Source organism: Bradyrhizobium sp. AZCC 2262 (assembly GCF_036924535.1).
Classification (GTDB): Bacteria; Pseudomonadota; Alphaproteobacteria; order Rhizobiales; family Xanthobacteraceae; genus Bradyrhizobium.
The window spans coordinates 7,145,821-7,159,664 of record NZ_JAZHRT010000001.1 but is presented as its reverse complement, the minus strand read 5'-3'; the positions used below and the strand labels follow the sequence as shown (position 1 = coordinate 7,159,664).

Here is a 13,844-nt window from a genome sequence, read left to right as displayed (position 1 = left end):
AGCGATTCTGGTACGCCGGTCGAAATGAACCTGCCGACCGAAGTCGTCGAAATGCTCGGCCAGACCCTGGCCAAGGTGGTGCCGGTCACGATCGCTCTGGCGCTCGTGTTCTCGGTGCTGGCGCATTTCTGGGCCTGCAACCCCGGCAGGCCCTGGTGGCGCAAGCGCGAACTCGTCACCGATGTCTGCTACTGGTTCGTGGTGCCGCTGTTCGCGCGCGTGTTTCGCATCGGGCTATTGGTGCTGGGCGCCGCCTTGCTGTTTGGAATTCGCGACGCCGACGAATTGATCGCCTTCTACGACAACGGCCATGGCCCGCTGTCGCGCCTGCCATTGTGGCTGCAGGCGATCCTGTTCCTGGTCGCGGCCGATTTCATGATGTACTGGCTGCACCGCATGTTCCATGGCGGCGGGTTCTGGAAATATCATGCCATCCACCATTCGTCGGAAGATGTGGACTGGATCTCGGCGGCGCGCTTTCACCCCGTCAACCTGCTGTTAGGCACCATCGGGGTCGATGTCGTGCTGCTGATCGCCGGCATTTCGCCGGGCGTGGTGCTCTGGCTTGGGCCGTTCAACATCTTCCATTCCGCGTTCGTTCACGCCAACCTCAACTGGACGCTCGGCCCGTTCAAATACGTTTTGGCGACGCCGGTGTTTCACCGCTGGCATCACACCTCCCGCGAGGAGGGCGGCGACACCAATTTCGCGGGCACCTTTCCGCTCTGGGACATCCTGTTCGGGACCTTCCGGATGCCGAAAGGCACGCTGCCGGACCAATATGGCGTGGACGATCAGTCGTCGTTTCCCCGCGAAATCATCGGACAACTGGCCTATCCGTTCCGCAAATAGTGCATGATCTCCGCGCAAACGCGGAACGCGTTTGTCGCGAGGGAAAGGCGGTCGCCGGTTTCCAAACGCGGAAAAACGCGTTTGCGCGGAGATGATCTGTTAAACATGCTGGTCCGCGGATTTCTTGCCCCATTCCGGGGCCTATTTGCCCTTTGTTCATGAATTGTCGTCAGATTCACCGTGTCGGGCGCCGGTTCCGCTGCGTATCGCCATTGCCGGCTTGTTGATGCCCCGGGGTAAGCTATGTCGTTCAAGTCCCAGCGTATTGGATTGCGTTCCCTCGTCGCAGGAATCCTGCTGTGGCCGGCTGCCTGCCTGGCCGCGCCCGATCCCGACCGTATCGCCGTCTATGTCGACCAGGCAAAGCTCGTGAAGCTTCCTGCCAAGGTCTCCACCATCGTGGTCGGAAACCCGCTGATCGCGGACGTGACCCTGCAGAGCGGCGGCATCGTCGTCGTCACCGGCAAGGGCTACGGCGCGACCAATTTCATCGCGATGGACCGCAACGGCGAGGTGCTGGTCGACCGTCAGATTCAGGTCGAAGGCCCGACCGATCAACTCGTCACCGTCTATCGCGGCGTCGAGCGGGAATCCTATAGCTGCATGCCGATCTGCCAGCGCCGCGTCACCCTCGGCGACGGCGAGACCTACTTCAAGTCCGCAATCGACCAGGCCGGCTCTCTCAGCGGTCAAGCCAGCGGCGCTGGGGCCAAGGCAAATTGAACGTCAAACTGAACGTCAAACTGAACGCTTGTCGGTTCTGAATGAATCAGAACCGAAGCTCCAGTTTCTTCGTTTCGACGTGGTTTTTCCCGCGAACCGGCATCCACTTTGTGCGAAACACCCTGACCGCGCCGGACGGCCCGGCGAAAGCTCGTTGGCGCATCCAGCGCATCATCCTGCCCGCGAATCGATCTCGTCCGCATGAGGCGCGCCGAAGACAGTTAACGCCGGGTTAGCGGGCCGGGCCGCTCTGCTTCCGTTCGACGAAACACTTCCACAATCACTTTCAGGTAGTTCTTGCAGGCGGATAATCGCTGCCGTCTGGGGATTTTTCGATGTCGTCACCCGCTGTTGCAACAGTCTCTGCCAGAAATGCACTGAACCGATTTCGCCGCAACCGCCGGGGTTCGGCCGCCGTCGAGTTCGCGCTGGTTGCGCCGTTGTTCTTCTGCGTGCTGTTTGCGATTCTCGAGACGGCGATTGTGTTTTTCGCGGGCGCGCTTCTGGAGCAGGGGACGCAGGACAGCGCGCGGAAGATGCTCACGCACGAAGCGCAGGACACCGGCATGACCGAAACTGCATTCAAAACCGACCTCTGCAATCGCATTAAGGTGATGTTCAATTGCGACGGCAATCTTGGGAACATTACTGTGGATGTGAAGGTCTTTACCCCAGGCACCTCGATTGACATTACCGATCCGATCGTCAGTGGAAACCTGACCGGGCCTTTCGCATATTCTCTGCCGCCATCCGGCTCTCCCAATACCGTCGTGATTCGCGCCTTCTATGAATGGCCGCTTTTCGTGACCCAACTCGGCTACAACATTGGTAATCTCAACGGCAGCAAGCGGCTGCTTTCTGCGACCGCCGCCTTTCATGTAGAGCCGTGATGCGATGATGGTATCCCTGATGCAGAAGATGTCGCTTCGCGTGCGCGGTCTGTTGAATGACCGCAGCGGACTCGCAGCGGTCGAGTTTGCTTTTGTCTTTCCAATTATGGTGGTGATGTACTTCGGAGTGCTCGAGTTAGCGTCGGCTATTGCCGTGGATCGCAAGGCCACCCAGGTGGCGCGAACGCTTGCCGATCTGACGTCTCAGATGGCGAGTGTGGCGGATGCCGACATCATCGGTTTTGGTCAAGCGGCAAAGGCGATCATGACACCCTATCCGCGAGACCCGCTGATATCCTCGGTCACCGAGGTTTACGTCGATAAAACCTCGGGGGTCGCTCGGGTTCAGTGGAGTAAGGGTCTGACGATCAGCACAACAGGCGCCGTAACGATCGCGACGACGGCGCCTCATAATCCGGGTGATGTTGTGGTGTTGCCGCCAGGTCTCGTCGTGGCCAAGGGGACATTTGTGATCTGGAGCGAGGTCAGCTACAGGTATGTACCGACCATCGGCTATGTGATGGCGAAGACTGGCATCCCCTTTAGCGATACCGCCTACACGCGTCCGCGGCAGGTGCTCTGCGTCCTGTATCCGACGGCGGGCCTCACCGACTGTGCGGCGCCGAAGTGACGGCCTGTAGTCTCGGATAATCTTCGCAACTTGCACCGTTCACCGCGACCTACTCCTGGAGAGGGTCGGCGCCGTATTCGTCGGGCTGCATTTGTTCAGGCTTTCGGTCAGCGCGGGCTTGACCCGCTGCATTGGAAAGCAGCCCGTACAGCAGCATTACATCCGGGGTGGGGATGCGTGCAGACTCTCCACCAATGACACAAGGCACCTCTGCCCAAAGCCATCGTCGGACTTTGGCTGCCAGAGTATGATCCGGACCCGCAGGGCCGCGTTGTGCAAAGCGGCAACCGTTTTCGCTCGGGACAAACGCGAAGCGTTTGCCGGGAGATCATCCACAAAGACATCATAGATCCAATTCAATCCAATCGGATCATGATCCATTGCGCGCGAGCGACCCGGAATTCCCCAATTCATCGCCTGCTCGTGCCGGCTACGGAACGGACAACCGATCTCATCGTGGTCCTTCGGCACACCTGCCGCCTTATGACAGAACGCGAGGAAGAAAACGCCGGCTTCATGGGTCATCGGCAGCCCTGGCCGACTTTTCAGACGAGGTCCGCGGCCAAACGGTCCATTGGCGGCCTGATTGCCGGCCCAGCGTCTCCGTGGCCTTGCCGCTCCACGCCATTGAGCCGCACGCAATCACAGTATCACCCTGTGCGGCCAATCAATAAAAAGCCCCGGATCGCTCCGGGGCTTTTTGAGGCTCGGTGTTTACTTCAAGGCGGCGTCCGCGCCGCCTCAGCCAGGTCAGTTCGTAAGATGCGCGGTCTGCAGCGCGTGATTGAACATGGCGTTCAGCGACGCGGCGATTTCAGTGGGCGAGTTGGCAGTGTAGAAGAAGCCGGGCGACGCGCATTTCTGCAGGCTGGCCGGAATATACTGAATGTTGGTGTTGGCAGCGGTGTCTTCATCGCCGGCAAAGCTCGTAACCACGGGTGAGACCGGTTGATAGGGAATATAGAGCACGGAAACGATGACGCCGCGGCCCTTGAGGGTTTCGCATTGGGGGACGGTCGCCAGGGTGTTCTGTTTATCAATCGTGGTAGCGTGGTTGCTGCCGGACCAGCCGCCGTTGGGAACGCCCTTGATCTGGTTGTCTTGTGCGCCGTCGGTGACGAGGAAGACGTAAGGCTGCGGGGTGGTCGAAGTGCTGCCGTCGCCCACAGTGCCGGTGCCGCCGGAGATGAGGCTATTGACCGAAGTAAGCGCGGTATCGATATGCGTGCCGCCGGAGCCAAGGTTTGCATCGATATTGGTGTCAAGCAGCGTGGCAAGGTTTGCGGCGGCGTAGTTGATGGTCGAGGAATTGGTGGTAGAGCCGTTGATGCTGCTGGTCAGAGCAAAATAGGTATAGAGTTTCTGAATGAACGGGTAGAGGCCGATCCTGAACTGGTTGTTAACCTTCATGGAGGCGTTCGCGGTAACGAACAACTGGTTCACGGCGTAGCCGACCGCGTCGAGGCGCAACTGGATGCAGTCGTCGGTGCCATCGGTCGGGCAGGATGAGACCGCCGTCAGGCTGTCCGGCCGGCTTTTGGAGTTGCCCTTGATCAGCGAATTCGCCACGCCAGGAGTAACCGTATTATTCAGGTCCGGAAGCATCGTCGTCGGCAAGCCGGGCTTCTGCTTCAGTGCGCCCGCGACCGAGTTCGCAGTGATGAGGTTATTGAGCGCGGTCTGGTTTACGCGCGAATAGATATAGCCCATGCAATAACCATTCGTATTGTATTGCTGGGAATACGAAGCGGTAATAGAGGGATTGGCATTCGGATTGGTAGGGGAAGTGACGGGGGGATCGACGCACGCGCTGCCTTTCGGCGAAAAATGGCAGGCCAGGGTACAGCTGACGCCGGTGCTGTTGCGGTATTGGACCCAGTTATCCGGGTTGATCTTGCCCAAGCGCGTCTGCTCGGCGGGGGTCGACGGCAGGCCCATCGACCCCGAGACGTCCAGCGTCAGATAAAAATCGAGGTACGGCGGCAACGTGGCGGCCGAACTTGAAACGCCCGTTACCGTCAGTTGCTGATAGCCGATCACTTTCAGGAAGGATGTCGGCACGTCGGCCGTGAACGAGACGCTGGCAGCCAGCCTGATTCCGGTCTTCGTAACGGTGCTGGTGCGAACCAGATTTTGATAGCCGATGATCCCGTTCATGTTGGAGTCAAAAACATTGTTGGCATCGGTAACGCCGTTGGCGACCGAGCCGTTGCCTGTCATGAGCGAGGCCGCGAGAAAGCCGGGCGACTTTTGCGAAAGCGCGGCAATGCTGGCGGCGTCGGCCGCGGTTTGCAGCTTGGCCTTCATTCTGGTCGCCAGCGAGTAATCCACCCCACAACCGATGGCCGACATCAGGGGGATCGCTGCGATCGTAAAAATGATCGCGACGTTGCCGCGTCGATCGCGGCAGAAACGGGAAACATACTGCTGAAGACGAAATGGCACGGGCGCCCCCTGGCTATCCAAAAGCGCGCGATCGTAGCCCGGCCTCCCCTAAGTGCCCCTTAATTCGATCATCGAAAAACAGGCTGATTTCGGATGCGACCGATCTCAGGGCTCGGATTTCAGGACCCAAATTTTAGAGCCCGGATTTTAGGGCCCACGGGTTACGATCTGTTTACTACGAGGGGCTCAGTGAAGCCGCAACGTTTGCGAGTTCTTCGTCAGGAGCAAATCGCCCGCATCACGGCGTGAAAAAGGCCGCGCCATGGGCGCGGCCTTTTGGTTTATTTTGAGAGGCGATTACTCAGGACGCGGGCGCACGCGCCCTAAGAAATCGCTTATCCAGCGGCGCGCAGATTGTCGGCCGAAGATTTGCCAGAGCGGCGATCTGCCACGATTTCGTAGGAGATCTTCTGGCCCTCACGCAACGTTCCGAGGCCGGCACGCTCGACAGCGCTGATGTGCACGAACACGTCATTGCCGCCGTCATCCGGCTGGATGAAGCCATAGCCCTTGGTTGCGTTAAACCACTTCACGGTTCCCATGCTCACGGGGGTAGTCCCTTCTCAGATATACAAGTCGTAGTCCGCCTCTCGACGGGCTGGTGAGATCGAATTTTTGGAAGGGTCGTCAGCGTCTAAACCGGCTGTACCGGTGGATAGCTAATGTCGTCCGGCCGAAAATCGATGGACAATATTATTCGATAGTAGTGGTCAAAACAATCCTGACGTGCACGATTTTTTGATTCGGCCGGCCAGCCGGCCGCGACCGCGCACGATATGGGCGTATCGGGCGCGTTTTTGGCAGGTGTTAACGGCGCGTTTACCGGCGGCGGAACTGGCCGCCGCGCGGCGGCCCACTGCGCGGGGCTCCGGTACTGGGACGCTCGTCCTTGTGACGGAAGATCAGGCGGCCCTTTTCCAGATCGTAGGGCGACATTTCGATCGTGACCCGATCGCCTGCCAGCGTCTTGATCCGGTTCTTTTTCATCTTGCCGGCGGTGTAGGCAACAATCTCGTGTCCCGCGTCGAGCTGCACGCGGTAGCGCGCGTCGGGGAGGATTTCGGTCACCAGTCCTTCGAACTGGATCAGCTCTTCTTTAGCCATGGTGGTCTCCAGGTCGATCGAGGCTTAGCGCTGCGGTCGGTGGGTACGGTTGGGTTGAGTATTCGGACGGCTCTCGCGATGCAAGAAGGCGACGCCCTGAATGCCCTCACTTTTCCCGCCTTGGCTCTTGCCGGCCTGCTGCGCCGGACGCGGCTGTTCGTGCCGGTTCGGCTGCGGCGCGGCATTATTACCACCACCGCGGCGGGGACGGCGAGGGCCTTTTGAGCCCGGCGCCGATTCATGTCCCCGGGATTCGTGACCTCTGGATTCATGTCCCCTGGATTCATGTCCCCTTGAGTCGTGGGACCTGGCGGTGTGGGCGCGCGGGGCGGACCGTCCGCCACGGTGCTGTGCGGGGCGCTGCTGCGCGGGGGCCGGTGCGGCGTCGCGGCTGCCGGGCGTGCGACGGTCTTCCCGCGGCAGCGTGATACGGATCAGCCGCTCGATGTCGCGCAGATAACCCATCTCCTCGGCGCCCGCGATCAGCGAGATCGCAATGCCTTCGGCGCCGGCGCGCGCGGTGCGGCCGATGCGGTGGACATAGGTTTCCGGGATGTTGGGCAGATCGAAATTCACCACATGGCTGATGCCGTCGACGTCGATGCCGCGGGCGGCAATGTCGGTGGCGACCAGGGTGCGGATCTCGCCGGTGCGGAACGCCGCCAGCACGCGCTCGCGATGGTTCTGCGACTTGTTGCCGTGAATGGCGTTGGCTGAGATGCCGGCCTTCTCCAGCGTCTTCACGACCTTGTCGGCGCCGTGCTTGGTGCGGGTAAAGATCAGCGCACGGTCGACCGGTTCCTGCTTGAGGAGCTGCGCCAGCACGCCCGACTTGGCCGAGAAATCGACCTGGATGATGCGCTGGGTGATCCGCTCGACGGTCGAGGCCACCGGCGTCACCGCCACCCGGGCGGGGTCGCGCAGCATGGCTTCAGCGAGTTCCGCGATGTCCTTCGGCATGGTGGCCGAGAAGAACAGTGTCTGCCGCTTGATCGGCAGCTTGCCGACGATTTTGCGGATGTCGTTGATGAAGCCCATGTCCAGCATGCGGTCGGCTTCGTCGAGCACAAGGAACTCGACCTGGCCGAGCTTGAGCCCGTTGCTCTGGACGAGATCGAGCAGGCGGCCGGGGGTCGCCACCATGACTTCGACGCCCTGCATCACCGAGCGGACCTGGCGGCCCATCGGCACGCCGCCGATCGCCAGCGCCGAGCTCAGGCGGATGTGGCGGCCATAGGCGTTGAAGCTGTCGAGGATCTGGCCCGACAATTCGCGGGTCGGCGAGAGCACCAGCACGCGGCAGCTCTTGGGCTGTGGCCGGATGCGGTTCTCCAGAATGCGGTGCAGGATCGGCAGCGCGAAGGCTGCGGTCTTGCCGGTGCCGGTCTGGGCGATGCCGACGACGTCACGGCCGGTCATTGCGAGGGGGATGGTCTGGGCCTGGATGGGGGTGGGCGTGTGGTAATTTTCTTCCTTGAGTGCACGCGAAATGGGTTCGGCGAGGCCGAAATCCTGAAAGGAGGTCAAAAGAGGGTTCTTTCCATTAAAAAAGGCAGGCGCCCGGCTCCATGGCCAAGTGCGCGCGAGGGTGTCTGAGACACCCGCGTGTTTGGGGCGTCGGTTTTGCTAGCTGAAGGGGGCAAGCCAGAAACCGCAAAACGGGATCAGAACACGCGGCTCGCAAGGACCTGATGATTCTCTAGGTCGCACAGATCATATGGAGCACCTGCGCGGCGCTTTCAAGGCGAATTCCGCGCGTTTGGTCCGCGCGGTTAAGGAAACCGCTCAGCCAGACCATGCCGTGGCCGCCCATCAGCAACCCAAACGATCAAAATTCGTGCAAGAAATTTAGCCAAATTGCGACGTTTGCACAAAAAATAGATAGTTTGCCGCCAAAGCATACATTTTTGTGGTCTAAAAAATAAGCAGATTCGCCGCCGCTGGTTTCCGCATACTTGAGAATCCAAAGCGATTATATGGGCTTATCCCGTTTTCAGCCGATGGCATGGTTCTTGCGATTCCGTTAACGCAGGCGGCCGTGGGGCCGTTCGCAGCGTTTAACGCGTCTGCGTCAGGGAGATGACACCTCATGCTTACTCAATTGACTCACGATATAACGACGATGAGCCGCCGTCGCTGGCTGGCGGCGACCGCCGGCCTGGTTTTGGGCCTAGCCACATTTTCAAGCGCCAAGGCCGCTGACGACACCATCAAGGTCGGCGTCCTGCATTCGCTCTCCGGCACCATGGCCATCAGCGAAACCACGCTGAAGGATACCGTTCTCTTCCTGATCGACGAGCAGAACAAGAAGGGCGGCGTGCTCGGCAAGAAGCTCGAAGCCGTCGTCGTCGACCCCGCCTCGAACTGGCCGCTGTTTGCGGAAAAGGCGCGTGAGCTGATCACCAAGGACAAGGTCTCGGTCGTATTCGGCTGCTGGACCTCGGTGTCGCGCAAGTCCGTGCTCCCGGTGTTCAAGGAGCTGAACTCGATCCTGTTCTACCCCGTGCAGTACGAGGGTGAAGAATCCGAACGCAACGTGTTCTACACCGGTGCGGCGCCGAACCAGCAGGCGATCCCCGCGGTCGACTATCTGATGAAGGACGAGAAGGTGAAGCGCTGGGTGCTGGCCGGCACCGATTACGTCTATCCGCGCACCACCAACAAGATCCTCGAAGCCTACTTGAAGTCGAAGGGCGTCAAGCAGGAAGACATCATGATCAACTACACGCCGTTCGGTCATAGCGACTGGCAGACGATTGTCGCCGACATCAAGAAGTTCGGCTCGACCGGCAAGAAGACGGCCGTGGTCTCCACCATCAACGGCGACGCCAACGTTCCCTTCTACAAGGAGCTCGGCAACCAGGGCATCAAGGCGACCGACATTCCGGTCGTCGCGTTCTCGGTCGGTGAAGAAGAGCTCGCCGGCATCGACACCAAGCCGCTGCTCGGCCATCTCGCCGCCTGGAACTACTTCCAGTCGATCAAGGATCCGGGCAACGAGAAGTTCATCAAGGCCTGGCAGGCCTACACCAAGAATCCGAAGCGCGTGACCAACGATCCGATGGAAGCGCACGTCATCGGCTTCGAAATGTGGGTCAAGGCGGTCGAGAAGGTGAAGTCGACCGACGCCGACAAGGTGATCGACGCGCTGCCCGGCATCGAAGCCAAGAACCTGACCGGCGGCACCTCCAAGATGCTTCCGAACCATCACATCACCAAGCCGGTGTTCATTGGCGAAATCAAAGCCAACGGCCAGTTCGACGTGGTGTGGAAGACCCCGGGCCTTGTCGCTGGCGACGCCTGGTCGAAGGAGCTCGACGGCTCCAAGGACCTGATCGGCGACTGGGTCGGCAAGAAGTGCGGCAACTACAACACCAAGACCAACAAGTGCGGCGGTCAGGGCTCCTGATCTCGATCTGATCCGACAGGATCATGATCTAGCTAGCTTGCAAGAATAACTTCCAAGAGAAGCTACCAAGAGAAGCTACCAAGAGAACTACCAAGAGAGACCGGAGAAGGCGGCGCTGCCGCCGCCTTCTCCCCACACTCCTGCCGGGGTCGTATTGTGTCTGCCAATTTCCTCGATCGTTTTCGCGCGGTTCTGCTCGCAATCCTTCTGACCGCAGCTTTCGCCGTGCCGGCGCTGGCGGGTCCGTTCGAGGATGCCGTCGCCAAATTCGCCAATGACGATTTTTCCGACACCGACGAGGCGATCGGCGTGGTCGCTGTGTCGGGCAATCCGCTGGCCTTTCCCATCATCAGCGCGCTGCAGGACGGACGGCTGTCGGTCGATCCGGATACCAAGAAGGTTTTCGTAACGGGGGCCGACGGCAAGATCATCGACGCCGCAACCGGCGCCGCGGTGGACAAGCTGCCGGATAGCGCCGCTGCCGTCCGCCTCAACAACCGCCTGCGCCGCACCGTGGAGGCGGCCCTTGGCGGCCTGACGCTGCTGTCGCCCGATCCCGCCAAGCGCATCGCGGCCGCGCAGTCGGTCTTCAAGAGCCACGAGGAGAGCGCACTTGCCGTCATCGACGGCGCGCTCGCCAAGGAAACCAACAAGGGCGCCAAGGCGGCCTTCACCGAGGCCCGCGCCGCGATCCTGCTTTACAAGGGCGATGCGACCGAGGTCGAAAAACTCGAAGCCGTCGCCGTCGTCAAGGCGAAGGGCGACCAGGAAGCGATGGCGCTATTGACCGGCCTGGGCAGCGACGTGCCGCCCAATGTCGCGCGCGCCGCGGCGAGCGCGATCGCCTCGATCCAGAGCAACCTCGCGATGTGGTCGATGGTGCAGAACGCCTGGTATGGCCTGTCGCTCGGCTCGGTGCTGCTGCTCGCCGCGATCGGGCTGGCCATCACCTTCGGCGTCATGGGCGTCATCAACATGGCCCATGGCGAGATGGTGATGATCGGCGCCTACGTCACCTTCGTGGTGCAGGAGGTCATCCGCACCCGATATCCCGACCTGTTCGACTATTCGCTGCTGATCGCGGTACCGCTGGCTTTCCTCGTCGCCGGCGCCATCGGCGTCCTGATCGAGCGCGGCATCATCCGCTTCCTCTACGGCCGCCCGCTGGAAACGCTGCTGGCGACCTGGGGCCTGTCGCTGGTGCTGCAGCAGGCCGTGCGCACCATGTTCGGCCCGACCAACCGCGAAGTCGGCAATCCCTCCTGGATGAGCGGCGCGTTCGAACTCGGGCAGATCACTATCACCTATAACCGGCTCTGGATCCTGTGCTTCACGCTGGCGGTGTTCGCCATCCTGCTCGCCATGCTGCGCTACACGGCGCTCGGGCTCGAGATGCGTGCGGTCACTCAAAATCGTCGCATGGCGGCCTCGATGGGCATCGCCACCTCGCGCGTCGATGCGCTGACCTTCGGCCTCGGCTCCGGCATTGCCGGGATCGCCGGCGTTGCGCTGTCGCAGATCGACAATGTCAGCCCCAACCTTGGGCAGAGCTACATCATCGATTCCTTCATGGTCGTAGTGTTCGGCGGCGTCGGCAATCTCTGGGGCACGCTGGTCGGGGCCTTCACGCTCGGCATCGCCAACAAGTTCCTGGAGCCGGTGGCGGGCGCCGTGCTCGGCAAGATCGCCATTCTGGTGCTGATCATCCTGTTCATCCAGAAGCGGCCGCGCGGCCTGTTCGCGCTCAAGGGCCGGGCGGTGGAAGCATGACGCCGCACGTTCTGACGCGTTCGCTGGATCGCAGCGCTTCCATCTTCATCCTGGTGGTCGCTGGTCTCGGCGTGCTGATCCCGCTGTCGAACCTGCTGTTGCCGGCGGGCTCGATGCTGCAGGTGCCGACCTATCTGGTCGCGCTGTTCGGCAAATATGCCTGCTACGCCATTCTCGCGCTCTCGATCGATTTGATCTGGGGCTATTGCGGCATTCTCTCGCTCGGCCACGGCGCGTTCTTCGCGCTCGGCGGTTACGCGATGGGCATGTACCTGATGCGACAGATCGGCAGCCGCGGCGTCTACGGCAATCCGATCCTGCCCGATTTCATGGTGTTCCTGAACTATCCAAAGCTGCCCTGGTACTGGCACGGCTTTGATATGTTCTGGTTCGCGGCGCTGATGGTTCTGGTGGTGCCGGGCCTGCTCGCGTTCTGCTTCGGCTGGCTGGCCTTCCGCTCGCGCGTCACCGGCGTCTATCTCTCGATCATCACGCAAGCGATGACCTACGCATTGCTGCTGGCGTTCTTCCGCAACGATTTCGGTTTTGGCGGCAATAACGGCCTGACCGACTTCAAGGACATCTTGGGCTTCAACGTGCAGGCCGACGGCACCCGCGCCGCGCTGTTTGCACTGAGTTGCCTTGCGCTGATCCTGGCCTTCCTGATCTGCCGGGCGGTGGTGACCTCGAAGCTCGGCAAGGTCCTGATCGCGATCCGCGATGCTGAATCGCGTACGCGCTTCCTCGGCTATCGCGTCGAGTCCTACAAGCTGTTCGTATTCACGCTGTCGGCCTGCATGGCCGGCGTCGCCGGCGCGCTCTATGTGCCGCAGGTCGGCATCATCAATCCCGGCGAATTCGCCCCGGGCAATTCGATCGAGGCCGTGATCTGGGTCGCGGTGGGCGGCCGCGGCACGCTGGTCGGTGCGGCGCTCGGCGCCGCCGTCGTCAACTACGCGAAGACTGTCTTCACATCGGGTCCGCTGGCGCCGTACTGGCTGTTCATGCTGGGCGCGCTGTTCATCCTTGTGACGCTGCTGCTGCCGAAGGGGATCATCGGTACCTTCAACGCATGGTGGGAGGGACGGAAGGCAAAACAACTATCGGCCATTGCCGAAAGCGCCGCGCGCGAAGACGGCGTCGGCGAACCGAACCCGGCGGAGTGAGCGCATGAGTGTCATGGAGGGAAGGACCACTTCCGCGCTGCTCTATCTCGACGGCGTGCATGTCTCGTTCGACGGTTTTCACGCCATCAACAATCTGTCGCTGACGCTCGAGCCCGGCGAGATGCGCGCCATCATCGGCCCGAACGGCGCCGGCAAGACCACGATGATGGACATCATCACCGGCAAGACCAAGCCCGACGAGGGCACGGTGCTGTTCGACGGCATGACCGACCTGACGCGCCTCGACGAGACCCGCATCGCCGAACTCGGCATCGGCCGAAAATTCCAGAAGCCGACGGTGTTCGAGAGCCAGACCATCGAGGACAATTTGCTGCTGGCGCTCAATATCGATCACAGCGTCAAGGGCACGCTGTTCTGGCGCGGCAACAGGGACGAATCCGAACGGATCGACCGCGTGCTGGAAACCATCCGCCTGACCGATGCCCGCAACAGACTGGCCGGGAGCCTCTCGCACGGCCAGAAGCAGTGGCTGGAAATCGGCATGCTGCTTGCGCAGGACCCAAAACTGCTTTTGGTCGACGAGCCCGTCGCCGGGATGACCGACGTCGAGACGCATCAGACCGCGGAGCTGCTCAAGGAAATCAACAAGGAAAAGACGGTCATGGTCGTCGAGCACGATATGACCTTCGTGCGCGAACTCGGCGTCAAGGTGACCTGCCTGCATGAGGGCACGGTGCTGGCGGAGGGGACCATCGATCAGGTCTCGTCGAACGAGCGGGTGATCGAAGTGTATCTGGGAAGATAGGCGAATAGCGAGTGGCGAGTAGCGAATAGGGAAGTGCAGAACATCATGAGCGCGGCAATTCTTACCATTCGCCATTCGCTATTCGCCA

Annotated in this window: 12 protein-coding genes; 8 read left to right on the top strand and 4 right to left on the bottom strand. The window is 61.0% G+C overall.

Annotated features, from left to right (window positions below; all coding sequences use genetic code 11):
- Positions 1–24: 24 nt before the first annotated feature.
- From V1283_RS33640 to V1283_RS33625, 4 genes are all read left to right on the top strand, one after another.
- The gene (locus V1283_RS33640; protein WP_334390909.1) at positions 25–852 is read left to right on the top strand and encodes a sterol desaturase family protein; all 828 of its coding nucleotides are present in this window, start codon (positions 25–27) and stop codon (positions 850–852) included.
- Between the two features lie 243 nt (positions 853–1,095).
- Entirely contained in the window at positions 1,096–1,575 is a 480-nt protein-coding gene (locus V1283_RS33635; protein ID WP_334390908.1) for a pilus assembly protein N-terminal domain-containing protein, read from the top strand.
- A 335-nt stretch (positions 1,576–1,910) separates the two neighbouring features.
- Positions 1,911–2,465, top strand: a complete 555-nt coding sequence (locus V1283_RS33630) for a TadE/TadG family type IV pilus assembly protein (protein WP_334390907.1) — start codon at positions 1,911–1,913, stop codon at positions 2,463–2,465.
- Between the two features lie 19 nt (positions 2,466–2,484).
- Positions 2,485–3,096: a TadE/TadG family type IV pilus assembly protein gene (locus tag V1283_RS33625; protein WP_334390906.1), complete on the top strand. Its 612-nt coding sequence runs from the start codon at positions 2,485–2,487 to the stop codon at positions 3,094–3,096.
- 750 nt (positions 3,097–3,846) lie between these two features.
- Here the strand turns inward: V1283_RS33625 and V1283_RS33620 are convergent.
- The 4 genes from V1283_RS33620 to V1283_RS33605 form a co-directional block, all read right to left on the bottom strand.
- Positions 3,847–5,562 (bottom strand): TadE/TadG family type IV pilus assembly protein, encoded by a 1,716-nt coding sequence (locus V1283_RS33620; protein WP_334390905.1) that lies wholly within the window; start codon positions 5,560–5,562, stop codon positions 3,847–3,849.
- Positions 5,563–5,876: 314 nt separating this feature from the next.
- On the bottom strand, positions 5,877–6,089 hold the full coding sequence (locus V1283_RS33615) for a cold-shock protein (protein WP_002714433.1): 213 nt from the start codon (positions 6,087–6,089) through the stop codon (positions 5,877–5,879).
- A gap of 271 nt (positions 6,090–6,360) precedes the next feature.
- The gene (infA, locus tag V1283_RS33610; RefSeq protein ID WP_057853167.1) at positions 6,361–6,645 is read right to left on the bottom strand and encodes a translation initiation factor IF-1; all 285 of its coding nucleotides are present in this window, start codon (positions 6,643–6,645) and stop codon (positions 6,361–6,363) included.
- Between the two features lie 24 nt (positions 6,646–6,669).
- Positions 6,670–8,172 (bottom strand): DEAD/DEAH box helicase, encoded by a 1,503-nt coding sequence (locus tag V1283_RS33605; RefSeq protein ID WP_334390904.1) that lies wholly within the window; start codon positions 8,170–8,172, stop codon positions 6,670–6,672.
- A gap of 562 nt (positions 8,173–8,734) precedes the next feature.
- On the opposite strand from V1283_RS33605, the gene urtA reads away from it, so the two are divergent.
- The 4 genes from urtA to urtD all read left to right on the top strand — a co-directional run bounded on the left by urtA (position 8,735) and on the right by urtD (position 13,756).
- Positions 8,735–10,054, top strand: a complete 1,320-nt coding sequence (gene urtA / locus V1283_RS33600; protein WP_334390903.1) for an urea ABC transporter substrate-binding protein — start codon at positions 8,735–8,737, stop codon at positions 10,052–10,054.
- A 192-nt stretch (positions 10,055–10,246) separates the two neighbouring features.
- Positions 10,247–11,824: an urea ABC transporter permease subunit UrtB gene (gene urtB / locus V1283_RS33595; RefSeq protein WP_442895903.1), complete on the top strand. Its 1,578-nt coding sequence runs from the start codon at positions 10,247–10,249 to the stop codon at positions 11,822–11,824.
- A complete protein-coding gene (urtC, locus tag V1283_RS33590; RefSeq protein ID WP_334390901.1) occupies positions 11,821–12,990 on the top strand; it encodes an urea ABC transporter permease subunit UrtC in 1,170 nt (389 codons plus the stop codon). The genes urtB and urtC overlap by 4 nt, the downstream gene beginning before the upstream one ends.
- A gap of 4 nt (positions 12,991–12,994) precedes the next feature.
- Positions 12,995–13,756: an urea ABC transporter ATP-binding protein UrtD gene (gene urtD / locus V1283_RS33585; protein ID WP_334390900.1), complete on the top strand. Its 762-nt coding sequence runs from the start codon at positions 12,995–12,997 to the stop codon at positions 13,754–13,756.
- The last annotated feature ends 88 nt before the right edge of the window (positions 13,757–13,844 follow it).

Excerpts from the sequence above, each read along its gene's own strand:
- V1283_RS33640 (WP_334390909.1), top strand. The coding sequence starts at position 25 with ATGAACCTGCCGACCGAAGTCGTCGAAATGCTCGGCCAGACCCTGGCC.
- V1283_RS33635 (WP_334390908.1), top strand. The coding sequence starts at position 1,096 with ATGTCGTTCAAGTCCCAGCGTATTGGATTGCGTTCCCTCGTCGCAGGA.
- V1283_RS33630 (WP_334390907.1), top strand. The coding sequence starts at position 1,911 with ATGTCGTCACCCGCTGTTGCAACAGTCTCTGCCAGAAATGCACTGAAC.
- V1283_RS33625 (WP_334390906.1), top strand. The coding sequence starts at position 2,485 with ATGCAGAAGATGTCGCTTCGCGTGCGCGGTCTGTTGAATGACCGCAGC.
- infA (WP_057853167.1), bottom strand. The coding sequence starts at position 6,645 with ATGGCTAAAGAAGAGCTGATCCAGTTCGAAGGACTGGTGACCGAAATC.
- urtA (WP_334390903.1), top strand. The coding sequence starts at position 8,735 with ATGCTTACTCAATTGACTCACGATATAACGACGATGAGCCGCCGTCGC.
- urtC (WP_334390901.1), top strand. The coding sequence starts at position 11,821 with ATGACGCCGCACGTTCTGACGCGTTCGCTGGATCGCAGCGCTTCCATC.
- urtD (WP_334390900.1), top strand. The coding sequence starts at position 12,995 with ATGAGTGTCATGGAGGGAAGGACCACTTCCGCGCTGCTCTATCTCGAC.